This window comes from Pedobacter sp. KACC 23697 (assembly GCF_045348445.1).
Lineage (GTDB): Bacteria > Bacteroidota > Bacteroidia > Sphingobacteriales > Sphingobacteriaceae > Pedobacter.
This window is the reverse complement of the sequence record NZ_CP157485.1, coordinates 3,439,251-3,463,748: the sequence shown is the minus strand read 5'-3', so window position 1 is coordinate 3,463,748 and position 24,498 is coordinate 3,439,251. Positions and strand designations below refer to the sequence as shown.

The window sequence follows — 24,498 nt, the reverse complement described above, 5'->3', positions numbered from 1 at the left end:
TTCAGCCTTACTAGTCTCTCTTCCGTCTATTCCCGCCAAATCTCCTGTTGTTGCTGGCATTACGTGGTTTGCCGCTCATATTACCATCGCCGGTTTTTTTACCGCCACCACCTTTAGATTGTGCCTGCGGTTTACGTTTAACCTGGTTTTTGGCCAGCATATTTTCCCAGCTTAATGGATAAGGATGATCGTCTACAACCGGAAGCGTAATTTTAATCAGTTTCTGGATATCCAACAGGTATTCGTTTTCTTCAGCATCACAGAACGAAATGGCAATACCATTTGCACCGGCACGGCCGGTACGGCCAATCCGGTGTACATAAGATTCAGGAATGTTTGGCAATTCAAAATTGAACACATGTGATAGCTGATCAATATCAATACCACGTGCAGCAATATCGGTGGCAACCAAAACACGGATTTTTCTATCTTTAAAATCAGTTAATGCCCTTTGTCTGGCATTTTGCGATTTATTACCATGAATAGCCGCCGCTTTGATCCCCGCATGGGCTAAATCCTTAACAATACGGTCTGCACCATGTTTGGTACGCGTAAAAACCAGGGCTGTCTGGATATTTTTATCTTCAAGAAGATGGATCAATAATTTCTTTTTATCTGGTTTGTCTACAAAATAAACCGATTGCACAATGGTTTCGGCTGTAGAAGAAATTGGGGTCACTTCTACTTTCGTCGGACTAGATAAGATGGTATTGGCCAATTTCTGGATTTCATCCGGCATGGTTGCCGAGAAAAATAAAGTCTGGCGTTTAGCTGGTAATTTAGCCACTACTTTTTTCACATCGTGAATAAAGCCCATATCCAACATGCGGTCGGCTTCATCTAATACGAAAAGTTCGATGGTATTTAGACTGATGAAACCCTGGTTCATTAAATCTAATAAACGGCCTGGTGTGGCCACTAAAATATCAACACCTTTTCTCAGGGCTTCTACCTGTGCGTGTTGGTTTACACCACCAAAAATTACCAAACGGCGCAGATTTAAATTACTTCCGTAAGCTTTGAAACTATCTTCAATCTGGATGGCAAGTTCGCGCGTTGGCGTTAAAACCAGGGCTTTAATGTTTTTGTTGGCCTTTGTATTAATGTGTTTTTCGTGCAGTAACTGCAGCATTGGGATGGCAAAGGCAGCAGTTTTTCCGGTACCGGTTTGTGCGCAGCCTAATAAATCCTTGCCTTTTAATATGGTTGGAATGGATTGCTCCTGTATGGGTGTAGGTTGTGTATAACCTTCGGTCTCAAGGGCCTTTAAAATAGGCTCAATGAGGTTTAATTCTTTAAATAACATGTATGTTTTTGTATAATATTTATTGAAGAAGCTAGAACAATCAATGGTTGAAGGACTAACTTGCGGAGAGAATATGCCATTCAGAATGGCAAGCCCTTATTCCTGCTTCGGCGGCAAAGATACAAAAAAATATACCACGAACATATTTTCTGATCAAGCAGATCTTAATCATCATTATACTACGCGTAACTAATAATTGTATTACATTATGTTATTCTTAATTAGTATTTTGTGGGTGTATAATTTGTAGTATAATTATTTTTATATGTATATTTATTTTTATTTAAGTGTATATTTTACACTAATGCCTTATTTACTTTGGAAAATACCGTTATGTAAACCATAAATAAAAACAACTAGCAAACTAATCTAACCAACCTATTTATGAGAAAAAAACTACTTACCTACAGGAGAAATCTATTCTTCCATACCTGCCTTTTTTTCAGAATTAGTATAATCAGGCAGATCAACTTACTTCAATACTTATCGTCAGCGGATTGAAATAAACAGATGCTGTTCGGCTTGTGAAGCTAAATCGCATCGGAGTATAAGTACGCAATTATTTAACTAATCAATATAAACCTATGAAACAAAATTTATGCTGTATCAGGAGGGGCTTTCTTCTCTTGTGTTTGGGAATGCTATTTGCACTTGGTGCAATGGCCCAATCAAAAATTACCGGTAAAGTTATTGGCGGTGATGATCAACTACCCATCGTTGGGGCAACGATAAAAATCAAGAATGGCCCTGGGGGCACAACGACTGATGCAAATGGTACATTTTCTATTGCTGCAAAAACTACAGATGTACTGGTGGTTTCCTTTATCGGTTATGCATCAAAGGAAGTCGCTCTGGGCGGTCAGACCAATCTTTCTATTGTGTTATCTGCCGAAAACAATAAATTGTCTGAAGTCGTGGTAACCGGTTACTCGAGCCAGCGTAAAAAGGATTTAACGGGTGCTGTTGCTGTTGTAAGTATGGGACTGCTGAAAGCCCAGCCTGCCGCCAGTGCGGTAGAAGCTTTACAGGGTAAAGCTACAGGGGTACAGATCATCAACGATGGTGCACCGGGGTCTACGCCGCAGATCCGCATCAGGGGTATCAGTACCATTAATAATAACGAACCATTATATGTAATTGATGGTGTTCCTTTTGAAGGTAAGCTATCCTGGCTCAACCAAAATGATATCGAAAGCATGCAAGTGTTAAAGGATGCTTCTTCAGCCTCAATTTACGGATCGCGTGCCAATAATGGGGTAGTAATCATCACCACTAAAAAAGGTGTAACAGGATTGCCAAAAATTACGCTTGATTCTTATTATGGTACACAAGCTCCGCGTAAGGGCAGTTTTCCTGAAATGATGAACCCTCAGCAATATGCCCAGTATGTATTTGATGGCTATAAAAATGCTGGTAAAACAATTGCCGCCGGTAAAAATTATGGTTCGGGGCCAACCCCGGTACTGCCCGATTATCTTGTGGCAGGTTCAAAATTAGGCCAGGATGTTACTGCTGCTGACGCCGATCCTTCCAAATATAATTATAGCCGCGATCCTAATCTGTTCTACCAGATTACAAGGGCTAATAAGGAAGGTACCAACTGGTTTGATGAGATTACAGAATCGGCACCGGTACAGAATTACCAGATTAGCGCTGCTGGTGGTGGCGAAAATGCTACCTACGCTTTTTCAGGTGGTTACCTTGATCAGAAAGGAACCATCAAATACACCGGATTTAAAAGATACAATTTAAGATCAAATACAAGTATATCTGCTTTTAACAAGCACGTTCGTTTCGGCGAAAATGCACAATATAGTTATTCTGAAGGTTTTGGTTTTGGTGTTAATCCCAATACACCAGGTAGTTACCAGGATCAGGGTAGTGCATTGGGTTGGGCCTATCGTATACCTACCATTATCCCGGTGTATGATATTGCCGGGAATTTTGCAGGTAGCCGTGGTAGCCAGTTGGGAAATGCTGAAAATCCCCTCGCGTTCCTTTACCGTGCAAAAGACAATAAAAACAAAAATAACTTCTTCTTTGGAAATGTTTTTGCTGAAGGCGATATCCTTCCTGGTCTGGTATTAAGAACCAATTTTGGTTTGCGTTATGAAAACTTTAACGGCCTGTCTATGCGTTATCCAAACCTGGAATTCTCCGAAGGCAATAACTCTAATAACCTGAACGAGTACCAGGGATATAATACCGAATGGACCTGGACCAATACCTTGAATTACAGTAAGGTTTTTAACGAGCTACATCGTTTAAATGTTTTGGTTGGTACAGAAGCTATCAGATCCAGATCGCGTCAGCTAAATGCAGGCAGAAATGATTTCTTTATTCTGGGCAACCAGGATTATTATTACCTGAGTACGGGTTCTTCCAATATTAGCAACACCAGTTTTGGCTCTATTGGCTCACTATTTTCTGTATTCGGAAAAGTAGATTATTCTTATAAAGACCGTTACCTGGCCAGTCTTACTTTCAGACGTGATGGTTCTTCAAACTTTGGTCCGAACAATAAATATGGTAATTATCCGGCAGGAAGTGTGGCCTGGAGATTATCGGAAGAAGAATTTATGAAGAGTGTAAAATGGCTGAGTGATTTAAAACTCCGTGTAGGTTATGGCCAGACGGGAAATCAGCGTATTCCGCCTTATCAGTATATTAACCGTTTCCAAAGTTCCATCATTAACTCCGCATATGCTGTTGGTGGTGCGAACGGATTAACTACCGGTGTATGGCAGAATGCCTATCAAAATGCCGATGTAAAGTGGGAATCGTTAAAAGCGCTGAACATTGGACTTGATTTTAGTTTATGGGGAGGCGCAATAGACGGATCGGTAGATTGGTACAACAAAAAAACATCCGATATGCTTTATAACCTTCCTTTACCATCCAGTGTGGTTGGTTTAGGTAGCTCACCATTTGTGAATATCGGTGATATGAGCAACAAGGGAATCGAGTTTAATGTGGCTTATCATTATGGAATCAAAGATAACAGCCCGCTAAAGTTTGATGTTGGTGTAAATTTCTCTAAAAATAAAAATGAGATTGTTAGGTTAGCCCCTGGTATTTTCAACCAGATTTATGGTAATTACAGAAGTTTACAAACCAGCGTACTGCAGGAAGGTGCACCATTTGGTTCATTTTTCGGTTACAAAACAGCAGGAATTTACCAGAGCACTGCCGATATCCAGGCCAATCCATCTTATGCAGGTGCCAGGGTTGGTGGTTTGCGCTACCAGGATATTAATGGGGATGGGGTAATTGATCCAAAAGACCGGACCATTATCGGAGATCCCAATCCTGATTTTACCGTTGGCGTAAACTTAAATGCTTCTTATAAAAACTTTGATATTGCTGCATTTATTTATGGTGTTCAGGGTAATGATATTTTTCAGGCCACACGCTATTTTACAGATTTCCCTTCTTTCGATGGTGCTAAAAGTACCAGGCTGTTAAATGCATGGAGTCCTTCAAATCCAGGCAGTTTAATACCATCTGCTTATGCAGGTGCATCCGATCTGGAATTTGCTTCATCGAGCTATTACATTCAGGATGGAAGTTTTTTAAGGTTAAAAAATATACAACTTGGTTATTCAATCCCTACCACCAAAGCATTTGGTGCAAATTCGCCCATCAGCAAATTGAGGGTTTATGTAAGTGCAACGAATTTATTTACAATAACGAAGTATACTGGTATGGATCCGGAGGTGAGCCAGATTACGGATACTTTTTCAGCGCCCGGCGTAGATCAGGGTGTTTATCCTTCCCCACGTCAGTTTTTAATCGGTATTAATGTTGGATTTTAATTAAAAGAATAAAGATGAAACATATAAAATATATTCTGCTCTCCTTCCTGATCTTTTCAGCTTTCTCGTGTAAGAAAGAATTTTTGAACCTGCAACCGCAAGGCGAACTTACAGAAGCACAGCTAACGACACAAGATGGGGTGGAGGGTTTATTGGTGGGTGCGTATAGCCTGCTCAATGGTAATGTAAACGGAACCTATGGTAATTATGGTGCTGCGCCGAGCCAATGGTTGTTTGGAGAGGTAGCTTCAGATAATGCCCATAAAGGCAGTAGTGTTGGCGATCAGCCCCCTATGAATGCCATTGAGCAACATTCACCAACCAGTACAAACGATAATTTATCAAACCTTTGGGACAGGTGTTTTGAAGGTATTCAGCGCTGTAATAATACCCTTAAAATACTGGCAAATTTACAGGCAGGCAATGGCTCTGCCAAATTTGGCGATGCCCGTGCCAGGGAAATTCAGGGTGAAGCCCGTTTATTGCGTGCACATTACTATTTCTTTTTGGTTAGGGTATTTAAAATGGTGCCCTATGTAACCGAGGCCAGCAGTGGTACATTTGTGCCTAACGATAAAGACATTTATCCTAATATTGTAGCCGATCTTCAATACGCTGTAGATAATTTAAGTACAACCAAACCCAAAAATCAAAAAGGAAGGGTTGATAAGTATGCTGCACAGGCTTATCTTGGGAAAGTTTACCTGTATCAGAAAAAATATACGGAAGCTTACGATCTTTTAAATGCGGTAATTTTGGCCAAGGCAGATTTAACCACCATGCCTTATTCAGATAATTTCGATATCACCAAAGAAGACGGTCCGGAAACCATTATGTCTGTTCAGCACTCAGTGGGTACCGATGGTACCGGTGGAGATAACGGTAATGTGGGCGATATCCTGAATTTCCCCTATGGTAATACCCCGATTAACTGCTGCGGTTTCTTTCAGCCATCAATTGATTTAGCCAATTCTTTCAAAGTTGATATCACCGGTTTACCTTTATTGGATGGTAGTTATCGTAATAACCCATATAAATCAGATTTTGGTTTAACGGGGTCGGCAAAAGACAATTATGTAGTGGATAACACCTTACCTTTCGACCCACGTATCGAATCGACCATTGGCAGACGTGGTGTTCCATACCGCGATTGGGGAATTATGGCTGGCGATACCTGGATCCGTGATGCCTCGAACGGAGGACCTTTTGTTGCCGTTAAAAATACAATAGAAGCTTCGCAGATTGCCAGTGGCACCGCACCAGGTACTACCAATGTAACCGGATTAAATGTAAACCTGATCCGCCTGGGTGATGTTTACCTCATGGCAGCAGAATGTGCAGTAGAAAAAGGCGACTTGCCCAGAGCTTTAGTGCTTGTGAATGCTGTGAGGGCCCGGGCTGCAAAAATTAGCCCACAACAAGTAAACGGTGCACCTGCTGCTGCCTATAAAGTGAGTCCGTATACTTCATTCCCAAATAATACCTATGCCAGAAATGCAGTGCGGTTTGAGCGCAGGCTTGAGCTGGCTATGGAAGGTCACCGGTTTTTCGATCTGGTACGTTGGGGCATAGTAAAACAAACGCTCGAAAGTTATTTCTCCTTTGAAGGTGGATATTTCGATTACCTGAAGGGCATAACCATCGAAAGCAGGGATGATTATTTTCCTTTACCTCAAGATCAGATCGACAGAAGTAAGGGTACATTAAAACAAAACACTGGATATTAGGCAAATTTATAACGGAATACATTAGCGGAGCGATGATCAAAACATTGCTCCGCCATGTATTTTGCGCCATAAAAATACAAAGCCTGGAGGCCATGAGGAAATCTCATGTGGACAAAAAAATAAAAAAATCCCTGCATTTCGTTGCGCTGCAGCAGGGATGAAGGCGCTTGAGTAATCTTATTGTTTTTGGAAAAAAAAATTATTGCATCTCGCTATGGTGCGCGGCAGGTGGCTGGAAATAATACTACTATCGGTAGTGAAATAAACCCGACCGACAGCGTTATCCCGATTAAGAATGGGTTAATTTACAAGTTTCTTTTAATCGGGATTAAGCAGAGGGCGGGGCTGGAGTAACCGAAGCAGCACAGAAATTGCTTTCCATAAAAGAAACCAGATATTACAACTGTTTGCTATTCATAAGTTGGTGTCTTTTCCTATCCAAAAACTATTTCTCTTCTTTAAATCTGCTGAAAAACAGCAGCGCAATTAAGCAGAGCCCGAAACCTACCACGCCATTTAACCTTAATCCATAATCATTGCCAGGATCTTTACCATAAATGGTAAGCATAGCGAAAATGGCAATTCCCAGGGTTTGACCAAGTTTTACAAAAAGATATTTTACAGCGAAGAACATACCTTCGTGGTTTTCACCTGTTTCAAGGGTGTCTCTCTGGGCAATATCGGCCAGAATTGCAGTAGGTAAAATGCCGAGTGCTGCTAACGGAAAAGAGGCCGATAATACCAGAATGTAAATCTGCGTATATGGTCCGAACGGTAATTTACCTAAAAAGAAAATAGTAACGAAGATTAAGCACAACACGCCAAAGGCAAGCAATACAAAAGGTTTTTTACCAATTTTAGCCGAACCAAAATTGACCAGCGGATAAAATAACAAAGAAGCCAGTACCATGGCACCCATAAATTTGCCGCCTTCTGATTCTGGCAGTCCCAATAAAACCGTACAGAAGAATAATAAACCACTTGATATAATGCTTAGTGCGGTATAAAAGGCAAAATCAGATATCAGGTAGTATTTAAAATTACTGTTTTTAAAAGTGCTTTTTATAGCTGGCCATAACGGAACGTGCGTAGGTTTGGCTACCGAAAATTCCTTTTCATTAATGAAAAATACGGGTAACAACATCACCAATCCGGATAGGATGCACAAACCCCATATTGCTGCCTGAATAGCTTCGCTGCGGTTGGTTACATGAAAATTAGCCTCAACCAGATCGGCAAAGTTGTTGGTGCAGGCCGATAAAATGATGCCGATAACGAAACCTACCTGCTGGTAGCTGGATAACTTAACTTTTTGTCTGGGTGTGTTGGTTACTTCAGCCAGTAAAGCATTATAGGGAATGATATACGTGGTAACCGATATAAAAAACAAACAAAGTGTAATGGTGAGCCACCAGGCATTGTGCAGGCTCTCCGTTTTTTGGATGGGATAAAAAACCAATCCGCAGAAAAGCATGGCCGGAATAATGGCCCATTTCATAAAAGGCATCCGTCTACCATTTTTATTGGTACTCGCATCGCTTCTGGAGGCAATGAAAGGATCGTAAATGGCATCTACCAACCTGCCCGAGGCAGCAATAATAGAAAGGATGTTAAACGCACCCAACAAAACAAGCTGTGGCACCAAAGGTGGTAAGCCAGCATTACTTGGGGGCAGATAGAAATAGGGAAGCATGACGATGATGATGTTGGTCATCGTGCTCCAACCAATCATACCGGCGGCGTAAGCAATTTCTTGTTTTAAGGAGAGTGTTTTGTTCATCAATTTTTTTTAAATTTTTTTCAAAACCTCACAGTTTTTAAAAATCTGCGGGATTTGGATCCTGAATAAACTATTTTTTATTAAACCACCTGCTCACAAAATAGATGAACAGAAAGCCAACAAAAATATATAAACCATTAAGTGCTGCATTTTGATCATCAGCGTAAATGCTGAAGGCAACAAAAGTATAAGCAGCAATAAATATGATAGGCAATATAGGATATAATGGAACAGTATAGATGGTTTTTTTATCAAGATGTGCTGTTCTTTTTCGAAGAATAAAAATGGTAGCTGCTGAACTGGCCATACTGATGCTCTCTAAAAAAATGGTATAGTTTAAAATTTTATCGAAGGTTTTGGCATAGAAAATAATCACCACTGCAATCAAGGTGAAAAAGGTTAAACTAACGGTAATTACTTCTGTTTTTTTATTCATCCTGCTAAATATTTTTGGCAGGGCACCTTCTTCACCCATGGCAAACATGGCCCTTGGGTTGCTCAACAGGTTTACATTGACATAACCCATTACCGAGAAGAAAATAATGATCGAAAGTGCATTAAATCCTGCCGGGCCAAATATTTTTGAAGCTAATATTGCAGCAATACTTTCTGCCGATTTTAATTCCTCGAAACCGATTACCTTTACATAAACATAGTTGATGGCCAGGTAAAGAACCACAATAATGGTTAAGCCGGTTATAATGGAACGTGGGATCACTTTTTTAGCTTCTTTAACTTCGCCGCCAAAGTTGATGGTTTGCGCATAACCTGCGTAAGAAAAAGAAACGGCAATTAAACATAAGCCCAAAGCTTTTCCATAATCAGACCAGGTAGGTAAAGCACCGGTTGCGGTTTTAAAAACGGGCGTAATACTTTCTGTTTGTTTCCCAAAAAATACCGCGCAGATGAGCATTAAAATCATCCCGATTTTAATGACCGTTAATATATTTTGCGTTTTGGAACTTGCTTTTAAGCCTAACAGATTAATTAAATAAAATGCTAAAATGGTGGTTATGGCTATAGCTACCCTGGATGTTTCGGTTTGTATAGCCGGTGGTAATATAATCTTGCTCAGGTACTCTGCTCCAATAATAGATATGGCCGCTACCGATGCGGCGCTTGAAATAATCACAATACAATTAATGGCAAAGGCAATGGAAGGATGGTACGCCACCGAAAAGATTTTGTAATAGCCGCCGGTTACCGGAAAGCGAGATCCGATTTCGGCATAAGTTAATGCCCCGCAAAAAGCCACAAAACCACCGGTAAACCAGGCCAGGTAAAACAATTCGGGAATTTGAGCTTTCGCAGCTACGTTTACAGGGGTACGGAAAACACCCATCCCAATAACTAAACTTACCACAATCATGGATAAATCAAAGAGCGAAAGCTGTTTTTTCTGTTGCATCAATAAGGATATTAAATAAAGTGATGAAGATAGGGAAATTATGTAAAGATAGAAGATGGAAGATGGATGATGGAAGAGGGAAGATAACTTATAGCTAATGGCCTTTTGGTTCATAGTTTGATCGCTCAGGCTAATAGCCTATGGGATATTGACAAATCATCATATAAAAACATGAGCTTATCAACTTCCACACTATTTACGATCAAGCTATGTACCCTTATCCATTTTACATATTCCATGTTTATATGTTGAAACTTTCTTTTGTTTGCCTCACAGAATAAATCTATTATTGTATAATAATTCTGAGGAACTTATTTTGAAATGTTTTTATTTCAATCATCAGGGTTATTTCTACAAATTCTTCATCACTTTGCAAATCAAAAAAAATGCAGGGTTTTTCATTGAAGAACAGATGAACACATTATGGCAGAAGTAATTTATAACGACGACAGTATCCGCTCATTGGATTGGAAAGAGCATATCAGGTTACGCCCGGGGATGTATATCGGCAAACTTGGTGATGGCTCTGCACAGGATGATGGTATTTATGTTTTGTTAAAGGAAATTGTAGATAACTCCATCGATGAGTTTGTAATGGGGACCGGAAAAACCATCGAAATTACACTGTCCGAGCAAAAAGTAAATGTTCGCGATTATGGCCGGGGTATTCCATTGGGCAAAGTAATCGATTGTGTAAGCAAAATCAATACCGGCGGTAAGTATGATAGCAATGCCTTCCAAAAATCGGTAGGTTTAAACGGGGTAGGTACAAAGGCCGTTAATGCGCTTTCTACCAGTTTTACCGTTCAATCGTACCGTGATGGAAAAACCAAAAAAGTAGAGTTTTCTAAAGGGGAGATTGTAAACGAAAATCCGGTAATTGATACGACGCAACGCAACGGTACCGCCATTACTTTTTATCCGGACGAAAGTATTTTCAGAAATTATCATTACATCCCCGATTTTGTGGAAAGCATGGTTTGGAACTATGTATTCTTAAATACAGGTTTAACGATAAATTTTAATAACCAGAAATATTTTTCGGAAAGAGGCCTTTATGACCTGCTTTCTAAATTTAATAAACCCGAGGAAATCAGGTACCCGATTATCCACATGATTGGACCCGATATCGAAATTGCCATGACCCATGGGCAGCAATATGGCGAGGATTACCACTCCTTCGTAAATGGACAACATACTACACAGGGTGGTACCCACCAGGCGGCCTTTAGGGCAGCGGTGGTGAAAACGGTTCGCGAGTTTTTCAAAAAAGAGTTTGATGCAGCTGATGTACGTTCATCTATTATTGCAGCCATTTCTGTGCGTGTACAGGAACCCGTTTTCGAATCGCAGACCAAAACCAAACTGGGTTCGCAGAATATGGGACCGGAAGGGCCATCTGTAGCTACTTTCATCAACGATTTTGTTAAAAAAGAACTGGATGATTATCTGCACAAGAACCCGGATGTTGCCGATGCCCTGTTAAAAAGGATTATGCAATCGGAGCGGGAGCGTAAAGATATTGCGGGCATTAAAAAACTGGCTAACGACAGGGCTAAAAAGGCTTCCCTACATAATAAAAAATTACGCGATTGTAAAGTTCACTTTAATACCACCCACGAAAAGCGTTATGAAACTACCCTTTTTATTACGGAAGGGGATTCAGCCTCTGGCTCAATTACCAAATCGCGCGATGTAGATACCCAGGCGGTATTTAGTTTGAAGGGGAAACCGCTTAACTGTTACGAGCTGACTAAAAAAGTGGTTTACGAAAATGAAGAGTTTAACCTGCTACAGCACGCTTTAAATATTGAAGATGGTCTGGACGGCTTACATTATAACAACATTGTAATCGCTACTGATGCTGACGTGGATGGCATGCACATCCGTTTGCTGATGATGACATTTTTTCTGCAGTTTTTTCCTGATCTGGTAAAGGCTGGCCATGTTTATATTTTGCAGACACCGCTTTTCAGGGTTCGGAATAAAAAAGAAACGATTTATTGCTATAGCGACGAAGAACGTAAAAACGCGATTGAAAAACTGGGCAACAAACCGGAAATAACCCGGTTTAAAGGGCTGGGTGAGATTTCACCAGATGAGTTTGGTTTATTCATCGGAAAAGATATCAGGCTTGATCCTGTTATTCTGAAAGACCAAACCATTAAAAGCCTGTTAGAATATTACATGGGCAAAAATACCCCAGACCGGCAGCAGCATATCATCCGTAATTTAAGGATAGAGAAGGATGAGGTAACCGAAGAGCCTAAAGTGATTACGGAAGAAGTAGCTTAGCTTATCTATGGATCCTGTCTTCACGGACCAATCTGATGGTTTGCATTAAAAGATCCTTCGACTCTGCGACATTGACAGACTCCCAGAAAAAATCGTCATCTCGACTGTAGCGTAGCGAAATGGAGAGATCTTTTCAACCGAATTATTAAAACCCAGTTTAAAAGATTTCTCCGCTGCAGTCGAAATGACGATACTTCGACACCATTCAACTTCATTAATATCTGTCCATTTATATTGATTTTTATCCAATAAATTATCCCTCACGATAGCATGTTTTGGCATTTTGCCTGAATCCCGCATATAAAAGAAGTCAAGTTTTTAAAACTTGACTTCTTTGGTTAATGGGCTTTCGTAGAAAAGATTCTTAGAACCAGATACTACATTTGACAGACTCCAGTAGAAGAATCGTTATCTCGACCGAAGCAACGCGGAGTGAAGAGATCTTTTAGGCTTTTATTAATCAGCTATTGAGCTTTTTGAAAGCAGTAGCAAAATAACCTCGTTTTTGAAAAAAAACTTAAAAGTTCAGGATGATAGTTGTGATCTCAAATAGTAATTATTCTTGAGGTGCATTTACTGTATTTTCGGGATGCTGAGGAGGTAATACATCTACCTTTTTTTCTACGATGGTGATTTTTGTAAATACGGCATATTTACTGGGAGCAATGCCGTTATCATATTTTTCGGCATAGGCCTGAGTAAATTCTGCACCGAAGTAGAGTATAATGGAGGTATAATAAATCCACAATAAAATCACAATGATAGAACTGGCTGCACCAAAAGCAGAACCCGGATTACCTTTTTCGATATAAATCCCAATCAAATATTTACCTAAACTGAAAAGAACAGCAGTAAATAACGCACCTATTATTGCCGATTTCCAGCGGATAACCACGTCTGGCAATACCTTAAAAATAACCGTAAAAACAGCGGTTACAGCGGCCAGGGTAATGACGTTGTTCAAAATATAAATCAGCAAGGTCATGGTGTCGTTGGCGACTGGGATCACTTCCTCGATTTGGCTTTGCGAAAGCAGGTTGGCCAATTTTGAGCCCAAACCCACCACAATACTATTTATTACCAGCGATACCAGCAATAAAAAGCCCATTGATACAATTAATGAAAAAGACAATAATCTGTTGGTAAGCATCTTTAGCCAGCCTTTCTTAGGTACGGCCTTTACTTTCCAGATCATGTTGATGCTATCTTGTATTTCTATAAAAATAGCCGTAGATCCGATAATCAGCGTACCTATACCGATAATTAAACCAATGGTAGATTGGCCTGATTTATTGGCATGTTCTACAAACCCCTGGATTTGTGCGGCTGCATCTTTGCCCACCATTTCGGTAACCTGACCATAAAACTGACCCCTTGTTTTTTGGTTTCTTTCGTTGCCAAAAAATAAGGTGGCTGCCGAGAGCAGAATAATAATGAGCGGTGTAAGTGAAAAAATAGTGTAGTAAGCAAGGGAAGCACTTAATTTGGTCACCCGATCTTCCACAAAACCTTTTCCGGCAGCAATAAAGAGATGATAAAGCGCAATAAAGAAATTTTTGATCTTGTTGATTACTTTCATCTGAAAATTAAAACGGATATCCTATACCTATGTTAAAAATTAAATTCTGTCTGCGCCAATCTTTATTGCCGAAGGCAATATCATCAAATACCCATCTTTGTCCTGCAGGCAGGTATGGTTTGCGCACAGGGAAGGCCACATCCAGGCGAACTACAAAAATGGTTGCATCTACACGTAAACCGGCTCCTGTACCTACAGCTAATTCGTTAAAGGTATTTTTTAACTTAAAACCTGATCCCAGTCTGGCCGTTTCCGGTTTGCCAGGTTCGCCCAAATCTTCTTTCCTCAGCCAGATATTTCCCGCATCTACAAACAGTGCGCCATAAAGTACACTTACAATTTTAAAACGAAGTTCTGAATTGAGCATTAATTTAATATCCCCCCCCTGATCTGCAAAAAGTGCATCATCCGGCACTTTATAAGTACCAGGGCCTAAGGTACGCGCCGGAAAAGCCCTGATATCGTTGCTGCCTCCAGCAAAAAACTGCCTTACAAAGGGTAGTGAAGTACTGTTACCATAGGCATAGCCATAACCCAGATTTAAACGATTGGCCCAAACCAGGTTGCGGTTAATTTTATAATAATCCCTTAAATCGGCTTCTGCCCGGATAAATTGAGTTAAGGGTGTATTGAACAGCGTTTTTTGACCCTGATCATTTGTTGGTGTAAAAAGCCCCCAAACATTGCCACCTGTTTCCAAACCGCCATAGAAATATACATTGTTTCGGCGGTTGGTTTCCATCTGGTTAGTATAGGTAAAGTTATAGCTGCTACCAATAATAAATTGGTTTTCGAGGGTGCTCCTTAACAAAGGGTTAGCTTTAAATAAGCTGTCTCTTCTATTAGAATCAGGAAAACCTGTAGAGATGTAGCTAATGGAGATCGGATTGAAATTATGCTCTTTATACTGGTTTTCCTTGAAATTGTAACCATATTCACCTTTTATGGCATGTAAGGTGTATTCAGAACCACGGTTAAGCATTTGATAGGAGAGCGAAGCGATGGTTTTCGGAATAAAAGCATTCGTGCTGTTAGGTTTGTAAAATGGTACAATAAACCTTGGGAAGGTTAGTTTTCCTTCAGCTGTAAATGATAAGGAGTTGCGGCCCAGCGAAGTACCCCTTACCTGAGTCTCGAAACCACCACTAACACTTACATCCAATTGCTCGGCGCCCCTGAATAAGTTTCGGGTGGTTTGCGTCACTTTTACTTCAGAACCCACAAAGTTGTTCGATTTACTGGTACCTGTAACCGAAAAGCTCAACGAATTTTTCTTTAACGGGGTAAGATAAATATTCAGGTCCAACTGATTATTTTTGAAACTATCAACCGGTAAAAATTCTGCCCTGACATCCCTGAAAGCACCAATATTGACCATTCTGTTTAATGATTGATTATGATCTTTACGGTTGTAACGTTCGCCTTTTTGAAAGAAGACCAAACGATCAAATAATCTTGGCTTAAAGGTATTGCGATCATCATAAATGTTGAAATCGTGATATTCAAGTGGTTTTAACTTTCTTAATATCGTATCTCTTCGCAGGCTATAGCTTGGGTAAATATTGATATCCCTGATGGTGTAAGGTTTCAATCCGGCATCTGGTGCAATGTCTTTAACTTTAATGTTTACATTTACCAGGTTTTTACCAATGGTACTGTCGACCTGCATAATCAGGTAATCAGGGCTAAAATAAAAATAGCCCTGCTCTTTAAGGTCGTTATCGATCCTGATACGCTCATTTTTATACGTGTCGAGGTCGTAATAATCGCCTGCTTTGATTAATGTTTTATTTTTATTCTGATTGATGATTTTGGTTAAAACGCCAGTATCAGGAGGGAAGGTAACTTTATTGATTTTATATCGGTTACCGGTTTCTGCAGTGTAAACCGCTTTACCTTTTTTATCTTTCACTACCGTATCTCCAATAACAGATGCCTGTAAATACCCCTCGCTGATGAGATAGCTGGTAAGCACATCATTATTATATTTCAGCTTAACTTCGTTAAGCAGCACCGGGGCTTCTCCCTGCCTGCGTAACCAGTTTCTAAAACCTTTCGGTTTTTTTGGCTCTCCGGCCAGGTTGTAAATACCAAGTTTAAACTTTATGCCTAAAATAGAACTATTGGGGCGGGGTCTTGTTTTGCTTTCTAAGTCGCGCTTTACCTGTTTTTCATCATCAATTTTACCTGAAGAATCCGGATTGATTTTTACTTCGGCACCTGTATATAAATGTTGCCCTGGCTTTAACGATTTGGTAGAGCTACAAGCAGCCCAAACTAAGCAGGCCAGTATGAATAAAGTAGGTCTAATTAGTTGTCTCATTTTTAGGTTTTTGTTCAATGTTTCTTCTGTTGCGTTTTTTCTGGAAAATCTCTCTGAATCTATTGTAATCTACTACCAGGGTAAAACCCAAACCGGTTTCGATAATTTGTCCCTGTACAATTACGTCGTTTTGGTTGCGTCGGTAAGCCCTTAATCTATATCTTCCGTCAGCTGATAAAGCATATTCAACATTGACATTTCCGCCTATATCTGTCGATTTTTCGCCTGGTGCCTGCGGCCCTTCCAATGCAAAAGAGCTACCTACCGTTACCGTAAGTCTATCATTTAATAATTTTTTAGATAAACCAACTTCCAGGTCTGTTTTCTGCTGAAGCGATCCGGTAGAATAATCTTCTGATGAATTTACACCAAAGTTCAACTCTACACCTTGAATGAGATCGGAAGCGAGGTTATTTAACTGTTCTGTCAATAATTTACTCACACTCGATCTGGCCAGGGTAGAAACGCCACCGCCGCCGCCCGCCAAACTTTGGAAAGGATTATTGGCGATAAACCTGTTCAATGCCAACAGGGCAAAAACCTGTTTATTCAATTCACTTTCATCGCGGTTCACGTTGATTAATTTGGTGTAAACCGTGCCATTTAGTGCGCCACGTTCGTTTTCCGGCAAATCAAGTTTGAAAGAAATGATCGGTTTTAATAGTTCACCCTTCATCATTAAATAAACCTGGAAAGGCAGTTTGGTTTTAGCCTGGATATTATCAGGATCATTGATCAGGTCGATAGGTGCCGCATTCACTTCGTACAATGCCGTTAAATTTACGTTCGCCGAAGTAGGCTCACCCGTCCAGACAATGGTGCTTCCTTTAACGAGTTTAAAGGCTTTTTTGCCTAGCGGACCAACGGATAAATTGTACGAACCATCTATAATTTCGTAACGGCCGGTTAAACTGATTTTACCGCTCTGATCCATCGTTGCATTAAGATCTGCCTCGCCTTTGATATTCAGGGCATCACCATTGGACGGATCTACCACTACATTCAGCTCTGCTTCAGGATCGATGGTAATCGCTGCAACCAGGTTAATTCCTTTCATGGCGGCTTTACTTACGCTGTCTACTTTTAAAGCTTTCTGACCATTAAATGGTGGGGCATCAGCATCAATAAACTGCACAATTCCTTCCTGATCTATGATTGAAGGATCGCTTGTTGGCAAGGCAAAGAAGAATTTTGTACCCTTGTTCACCCTAACATTCATGTTCACATCAGGCTGGTTCAAATCGCCGCGTACTTTAATATCACTGGTTAAAAATACCGTTCCATAAATGAGATCATTATCAGCTGCGGTCGAATTGATTGCCCTGAAGTTGTTCATTCGGATGTCTAAACCAAAACGATAATTTTTGAAATCACCGGTATAAACCTTTCCGTTGATGGTCGCTTTCTGATTTAAGGAATCGATCAGCGTAAAGTTATTAAAACTGATCCCTTCATTTGTAAAAGAAATCTTCTCATTAGGCATGCGGAAATAGGAGTTTACGTATGCCACCCTGATTCCTGCATTATTGAAAGTTAAATCGCCTAATATTTTTGGAGCAGTTAATTCACCTTTTACACTGAGTGCACCTGTTAGGGTACCCGTTCCGTTTTTAAGCTGACCTGCAGATAAACTCTCAATATTTTTCATTTCAATCTTATCGATATTCACGGTAAGATCTAAAGCGCTTTTAGGTGCGGTATAATAAAATCCATTCACCCTTAATTCGTGCACGCCAGTTAAGGCCACGTTTACCTCGAAGGCATTTTCGGTATTATTGTTTACGGCTAAACGTAAGGTGCCCAGCTGATCTTTCTGGTAACGCAACTGGTCGATGGTGAGGTTTGCTTCAAATTTTGGTGTACTGGCCAGATCTTTAACATTCGCGGTTCCGTTTAAACGGCCGCCAACCAAAGTCGTATCGGTTTCGGCAAATTTGGTTAAGGTTTCCAGTTGGAAATCTTTAAATGCTATAGCTAGCGGTGCATTGGGTTGTGTAGGATTACTGTTGATGGATAATGACTGCCCATTGTTGCTGATCTGAAACTGGTTAACCAAGATGCCCGACGCCCCGAACTGGATGTAGTTATCTTGCGAGACTACCCATTTTTGATAATCGAGCAATAACTTCTGCGGATCCAAAGAGAATTTAAAGTCTTTATTAATCGATTGGAAACTACCGCCAATAACATATTTGTCTTTTTTCTGCCTGTCTCGCAAGAAAATGTTAACCTCTAAATTGTTATTGGCCGCATCGCCGCTTACTTCGGTATTGAAAAGCGCAACAGATGGACTTTGAAGGGCTTTAACAGTTAAGCTGTAGTCTAATTTATTGTTATCGTTGTTGATATTTAAAACCGTCGTATCTACTTTGAAATCGCCATAAACTACCTGCGGGAAATTACCTTTAATCTGCAGGCTGTCTTTTTGCGTATCAATCAATCCGTAAAACTGAGATGGTTTAAATACCGTTAATTCGGGCACAAAATTCTTTAATAATTTAGAATCATAAACCTGTACAAAAAATCTTAAACGCTGATCGGGAACCTTTGTAACGGTGCCAAAAGCATAATATTTATTGATTTCGTTAATGATTGCACTTCCCACTTTGGTCAGTTGGTATTTTCCGTCGATTTTTGCAGAAAGTACTTCCGATTTAAGTGTCAGCTCGTTTTCGGTTGCCGTAGATTTTGCCCTGACCGAAATCGTATCTACATTAATTCTTTGTTTATCTTTTACCAGTTGCAAGCCGGTTACATCAACCGATCCGTTTAAATAATCGGCATCCGCAGTAGTCAGGTCTACTTTTACCACACCTGCTGCACTTAAAACCGTCGGACTAAAGTTTAAAGCCTGTAGGTTTACCTGTTTTAGGTTCAGGTCAGCTTTTATTGCCGGATATTTACCTGCGAGATTTACTTTTGCATTTAAATTAAAGTTGGCATTGCTATCGGGCATGCTGCTCTTGATGTTGATTCGCTGGTTGCTGTAATCCCCGGCAAGAATTAAATTGCGGTAGGTGTATTTATTGTAATAAGCGTTTAACACTTTGGCATTAAACTTCGTATCTATTTTTTTAGGATCAAGGCCCGTACCCGCCACATTGGCCTTAACTGAAACGCGGCCGAGTTTAGGTTGCATTTTTAACAGCCTGCCTACGTTGAAGTTATTCAAACTGACATCTGCCTTGTAACTTTCTTTACCCTTAGGGCCATTCATGCTCGCAACTACCACAGCGCCACCCATATCGGTATTGATGTTCAGGTTGGTGTTAAAATCGGTCATTGAACCTCTAAAATTACCTTTAGCATCGATTACATTAGGCAGTTCGATTGAGGGAGGAAGAGATTTTTTAGGTACAGCTACCAAAATATCACCTTTGGTAACATGAAGTTTTTTAATGTTTAAATCAAGAAAAGTTTTTTTAATATCAGGCAGCCCCTTTACTTTTCCACTGATATCGATCTGTGTATTTTTTAAACCACTGATCTGTAATTTTGGAATAGTCAAATCGTTCAGATAGCCATTCACATCAGCATTGATTTTAATTTTTTCGTTGCGGTAATTGGCCGGTACGGCAGTGCTAAAGTACCCGGCATCTTTTAAACCAATGGTAGTGTTTTTAAGGGCAATACTCAGTTTTACGCGTTCAGGGTGTTTGGTTAAATCCTCCATTGAGGTGAAATTTAACTCAGTTTTATTTTCAATTGAAGTATTTGGGGTTTTCAGGATAAAATTGCTCAGTTTAATCTGTTTGTCATTATATACTGCATCACCACGCAATTCGTCTAATACAAAGCCGCTTTTTTCTTTCAAAGAGCCATTTTTAACATTAGCTTTTATACCTGCGGCGCTATAACTTACCTCACTTGCCCCCAAATTAAGCTGGTTAATTTTAAGGTGGTTAAAATCTATTCCTTTAGCAGCAGGTTTTGCGCCCAGGTTATCAAACTGTACATCGTTATCAGCTAAACTAATGTTCCTAATCATTAAACCCAATGGCGATTTTTCGGGAACTACCGTATCTTTAACTTTCTTTAAATCATTACTTGGAGCGGGCTTAAATGCAAAAAGGATGTTTGATTTGTTTAAATGCGCATCATCTACCGAATATTTGCTATTGGTTAAATCTACTTTCAGATTTACGAGGCCCAGGTCATTCACATCGGCGACAGCTTTAGTCGTCGAAATCAGGTCATCGTAATTAACCTTCACCTTGTTGAAAACAAAATTCTGTATCTCAATTAACGGCAGTTTACCCTGTTTTTTTTCAGTGCTATCTACGCTGTTGGTAATATGTTGCACCAATTGGACCAGTGGTTTTTGCTGCAGATAACGGAATGAAGTGTTGACCAGGCTTAATTCTTTAATGATATAATGCTGGTTGGCGAGGTCGAAATCTTTAATTTTGGTTTTAAATGCACCTAGATATAATTTCACATCATTACCCGCAACATCATCGCGGTAATTAATGCCAATATCTTCGAATGAAACTTTATCAACAGAGAATTTTAGCGTAGAAGTGGTGTCTTTCTTTACTTGCTCTTCTGGTTTTTGCTGATCGCTTGCAAAAGCATCCACCAGGAAAGAAAAGTTAAAAGTGGTATCCGGAGCGATACGCTTCACATTGGCACGAACATTTTTAAGTTCAACGTTATTGATTTCAACCGTATTTTTTAGCAGCTTAAATAAACTGATGTCTACAGCAAGTTTTTCAGCATACAATAAGGTGTCGCCTTTACGGTCTTCGATGTAAAATTTGTTTAAAACCACATCTTTTGGCAAAGCAATTTTGATACTTTCCAAACTGACCTCCGTTTTGGTTTTGTTTTTAAGATAGTTGATGGCTTTCCCTTTAACAAAATTTTGAACAGCTGGAATATTTAGGGACAGGGCTATACTAATAACCAGGATGATGATGGAGGCAATTACCCACAATAAAATTTTAAGACTTTTGCGTACGTATTTATTCAAAGCTAAGCGTGTTTGGTGTTTTGATAAATGCTTAAAGCATGCCAGTAAAATTAATTTTAAGGCAGGTTTACTAAATAATACAAAAAATAAACTAAATTGTTCGCCCGCCATAAAAATTTAACATTGGCGGTTGTATAATCACTTTAAAATGAATTCAATAAATCTTAATATAACTTTTGAACAGTATGCCGGCATTTCGGAATTGACATTGGCCGATAGAGCCCTTTGTGAGCGTTCAGAACAGGCACTACTTACTTCGTATTCTCCATATTCAAAATTCAGGGTGGGTACAGCTATTCGCCTGGCCTCTGGCGAAATCATTTTGGGGAGCAACCAGGAAAATTTAGCCTATCCATCAGGTCTTTGTGCAGAGCGTGTTGCACTTTTTAGTATTGGTTCTATTTATCCGGATGCAGTAATAGAAAGTATGGCGATTACTGCGCAGACCGATAATTTTGAGATTTTAAAACCCGTAACTTCTTGCGGAGGCTGCTTGCAGGTAATGGTAGAATTTGAGCGTAAACAACATGCACCGATTGAGGTCATTTTTTACTGTTTGAACGGCGAAGTTTTAAAAGTGCCCAGTGTAAAGAGTTTGATACCTTTTGCTTTTGTTGAGGATAGGTTGGAGCGGTAGTCGAGATAGTATCTTTTCTCTCAATTGTCGTCATTTCGAGCGGACCCGATAGCAATCGGGGGCAACGCAGTCGAGAAATCTGTCTTATTAGATCTCTCCACTCCGCGCTGCTCCGGTCGGGATGAGGATTTCTACCTTAGTCTATCGGTTAGTGTATCACCAGCAGATACGAATGTAAACTATTTTCTATATTTGTTTTTTTACCACAATGAAGCACCTTTCCGTCCTCGTTTTTTCTGTTATTATTTCTTTTAACCTGCAGGCGCAACGCGTACTAAAAAGTAACGCAGTTTATAAAATCACTTATTTTCGGTCTGCTGATGGGAAACCCAAAGAAGATCGAAACCCTATAGTGGTTATTGTTTCTGCAAAACAGAACTTAATCAGTAATGGGGCTATTCTCGATCATAAGGCAAAATATCCATACGAACAGAGCATGGTAACGAAACCGGATCAGATTTTATTTCAGGTGGCCGATTTGGGTGCTGATCATCAGATAGCCACTGCCGATAGTGCTGCAATTGCCAAGCAGCTTTTTGAGTTTGGCACGGAGACAAAAGTAATTTTGGGCTACACTTGCAAAAAGGCCACAACGGTGGTAAATTCTAACCGTATCGATTTATGGTATACCACCGATGCAGCTATAAAAGCGGCACCTACGAATTTAGGCCAAAGTTTAGGACTTGTTTTAGAGCAGGTGCGTAATGGAAACAGTTATATAACGGCTACAAAAATTGAAGAGGTTAAGAAAGCGCAGCCTATAGACTTACAAAAAATAGGTGCTAAACTAACAGATGGTTTAACCTATAAAGATTTACTTTGGAAAAGCAGATTTACCACGCTAGACGTTTTTAATAACGAAACGATTAATTTTATTGATAAGCCACAATCGAACGATTCGGTTTTTCGCTTTGCTGGCGGAACAGTAATCGCCAGAAAAGTTAAATTCCCTGCGTTAACTAACCCAAATGTATTTGTCGATTTAACCGAACAATCAAACGGGGATGCCTATGACAGAACAGGTTCAGTATTTATTATCCCGACTGATAAAACGATCAGTTTGATGGATGCGCTTAAAAATTCGGTTAAGGCGCTACCTGTTTATGATAATGGAAACGGGAAACAGTACCAGGGGGTAGTGGCTACTGCAGATTATCAGCCGGTAATCGAACTGATGCGCTTTTTTACCCCTTTTGGCGTGGGTAAATACAATAACTTAAAATTAAAGGATAAAATCTGGGCAGAAAAAGTTTATTATCGTCAGGATGTTTCGGAGTTGTTTCCATTCGTAAATGGAAAAGAAGCATGGGTAGCTGTTTTTATTGGTAATTATGATAAAGGCGGACATCAGGTCTCGTTAAATATTACTATGCACAATGGCGGAAGACCAAAAGAAACAAAGGAGGTGATTTTACCTTTATTTAACTCGACCAATGTAATGGAAATGGCCGGACAGGAATATGCAACGATGTTCAGCAGCGATAAGGGATTGGAGGTTTCTTTTACTTTAACAAGAGATTTAAAAGATGCAAAACTGCGCTACATCACTACCGGACATGGCGGCTGGGGTAATGGCGATGAGTTTGTACCTCGGAAAAATACGCTTTGGTTAGATGAAAAAGAAGTTTTTGCTTTCATCCCATGGCGGCAGGATTGCGGATCATATCGCTTATCAAACCCGGCTTCAGGCAATTTTGAAAATGGACTTTCTTCGTCAGATTTAAGCCGTTCTAATTGGTGTCCGGGTACGGTTACCAACCCCAATTGGATCAATCTGGGCAACTTAAAGGCCGGTACACATACTATAAAAGTAACCATCCCGATGGGAAAGCCTGAGGGCGGCAGCTCCAGTGCCTGGAATGTTTCGGGTGTGCTGTTGGGGGAGGAATAGAGCAGTATTTTTGAGGAGATTAGTATCCCTACGCGATCGTCCTTTCGAGCGAAGTGCAACGCAGTCGAGAAATCTATCTTGCAGGGCTATCTAGATAGATGTCTCTTCCAAATATTCGGGACTGCGCTTCAGCCGAGATGACGATTTTTCTATTAAATCTGTTATCCTGAACGCAGTGAAAGATCTTTTTTATCCTCTTTACCATGTAAGACATTTAAGGTAATATAAACTCAACGTTTTGTTTGCAATTGTTCTTTATTGCCAATCTCCAAGATGTGATTTTGTTTTCTGCTCTTTGCCACCCTAAATAGCAGTGCAAAACTATCCATCTAAACCGGATTGCAGAGGAGATCCTTTTTTGAGGCTGAGTGTGGCTTGCGGGCAAAAAAGATCGAATCGGAAAGCCGGAAGTAACACCTAATAGTTATACAGGAACCTGCTTTCCAAATCAACACAAGGAAATGTAAATTTTGGCAATGAAACACCAGCCGATCGATGAAAACATATCTCTCCCGAAACTTCGGGACTGCGCTTCAGTCGAGATGACGACTTTTCTATTAAATATGTTATCCTGAACGCAGTGAAAGATCTTTTTTTTCCTCTTTTACCATGTAAGACATTTAAGGTAAAATAAGCTTAACTCTGCTTTCTATATCTTCACAAGCAAATTAAAATTTCGGCAGGTGCGACACCAGCCGATAAGATGGATGTACTTTACAAAATGTGAATAACCTCTCTTCACGCCGTGCCATCATTTTTATTATA

General features: G+C 40.0%; 12 protein-coding genes. 6 read left to right on the top strand and 6 right to left on the bottom strand.

Annotated features, from left to right (window positions below; genetic code table 11):
- Positions 1 to 10 precede the first annotated feature (10 nt).
- The gene (locus ABEG20_RS13755; RefSeq protein ID WP_406823897.1) at positions 11 to 1,306 is read right to left on the bottom strand and encodes a DEAD/DEAH box helicase; all 1,296 of its coding nucleotides are present in this window, start codon (positions 1,304 to 1,306) and stop codon (positions 11 to 13) included.
- Between the two features lie 584 nt (positions 1,307 to 1,890).
- Between ABEG20_RS13755 and ABEG20_RS13750 the strand changes: the two genes are divergently transcribed.
- The 3 genes from ABEG20_RS13750 (at position 1,891) to ABEG20_RS13740 (ending at position 7,202) form a co-directional block, all read left to right on the top strand.
- Positions 1,891 to 5,121 (top strand): SusC/RagA family TonB-linked outer membrane protein, encoded by a 3,231-nt coding sequence (locus ABEG20_RS13750; protein WP_406823896.1) that lies wholly within the window; start codon positions 1,891 to 1,893, stop codon positions 5,119 to 5,121.
- A gap of 14 nt (positions 5,122 to 5,135) precedes the next feature.
- The gene (locus ABEG20_RS13745) at positions 5,136 to 6,848 is read left to right on the top strand and encodes a RagB/SusD family nutrient uptake outer membrane protein (protein WP_406823895.1); all 1,713 of its coding nucleotides are present in this window, start codon (positions 5,136 to 5,138) and stop codon (positions 6,846 to 6,848) included.
- A 186-nt stretch (positions 6,849 to 7,034) separates the two neighbouring features.
- Entirely contained in the window at positions 7,035 to 7,202 is a 168-nt protein-coding gene (locus ABEG20_RS13740) for a hypothetical protein (protein WP_406823894.1), read from the top strand.
- Positions 7,203 to 7,293: 91 nt separating this feature from the next.
- Here ABEG20_RS13740 and ABEG20_RS13735 read toward each other — a convergent pair whose 3' ends face one another.
- Together ABEG20_RS13735 and ABEG20_RS13730 are read right to left on the bottom strand one after the other, a co-directional pair.
- On the bottom strand, positions 7,294 to 8,628 hold the full coding sequence (locus ABEG20_RS13735) for an MFS transporter (protein WP_406823893.1): 1,335 nt from the start codon (positions 8,626 to 8,628) through the stop codon (positions 7,294 to 7,296).
- A 70-nt stretch (positions 8,629 to 8,698) separates the two neighbouring features.
- On the bottom strand, positions 8,699 to 10,036 hold the full coding sequence (locus ABEG20_RS13730) for an APC family permease (protein ID WP_406823892.1): 1,338 nt from the start codon (positions 10,034 to 10,036) through the stop codon (positions 8,699 to 8,701).
- A 423-nt stretch (positions 10,037 to 10,459) separates the two neighbouring features.
- Here ABEG20_RS13730 and ABEG20_RS13725 point away from each other — a divergent pair, with 423 nt between their 5' ends.
- Positions 10,460 to 12,331 carry a DNA topoisomerase IV subunit B gene (locus ABEG20_RS13725; RefSeq protein ID WP_406823891.1) on the top strand — a complete coding sequence of 624 codons (1,872 nt, stop codon included), beginning with the start codon at positions 10,460 to 10,462 and terminating at the stop codon, positions 12,329 to 12,331.
- Between the two features lie 556 nt (positions 12,332 to 12,887).
- Here the strand turns inward: ABEG20_RS13725 and ABEG20_RS13720 are convergent.
- From ABEG20_RS13720 to ABEG20_RS13710, 3 genes are read right to left on the bottom strand one after another with little or no spacing between them, the layout of a single operon-like run.
- Positions 12,888 to 13,910: a YihY/virulence factor BrkB family protein gene (locus ABEG20_RS13720; RefSeq protein WP_406823890.1), complete on the bottom strand. Its 1,023-nt coding sequence runs from the start codon at positions 13,908 to 13,910 to the stop codon at positions 12,888 to 12,890.
- A 7-nt stretch (positions 13,911 to 13,917) separates the two neighbouring features.
- Positions 13,918 to 16,233 (bottom strand): BamA/TamA family outer membrane protein, encoded by a 2,316-nt coding sequence (locus ABEG20_RS13715; RefSeq protein WP_406823889.1) that lies wholly within the window; start codon positions 16,231 to 16,233, stop codon positions 13,918 to 13,920.
- Complete coding sequence (locus ABEG20_RS13710; protein WP_406823888.1) at positions 16,217 to 21,205, bottom strand: translocation/assembly module TamB domain-containing protein; 4,989 nt, start codon at positions 21,203 to 21,205, stop codon at positions 16,217 to 16,219. The genes ABEG20_RS13715 and ABEG20_RS13710 overlap by 17 nt, the downstream gene beginning before the upstream one ends.
- A gap of 148 nt (positions 21,206 to 21,353) precedes the next feature.
- Here ABEG20_RS13710 and ABEG20_RS13705 point away from each other — a divergent pair, with 148 nt between their 5' ends.
- Positions 21,354 to 21,842 carry a cytidine deaminase gene (locus ABEG20_RS13705; RefSeq protein ID WP_406823887.1) on the top strand — a complete coding sequence of 163 codons (489 nt, stop codon included), beginning with the start codon at positions 21,354 to 21,356 and terminating at the stop codon, positions 21,840 to 21,842.
- A 208-nt stretch (positions 21,843 to 22,050) separates the two neighbouring features.
- The gene (locus ABEG20_RS13700; protein ID WP_406823886.1) at positions 22,051 to 23,733 is read left to right on the top strand and encodes a PNGase F N-terminal domain-containing protein; all 1,683 of its coding nucleotides are present in this window, start codon (positions 22,051 to 22,053) and stop codon (positions 23,731 to 23,733) included.
- Positions 23,734 to 24,498 lie beyond the last annotated feature (765 nt).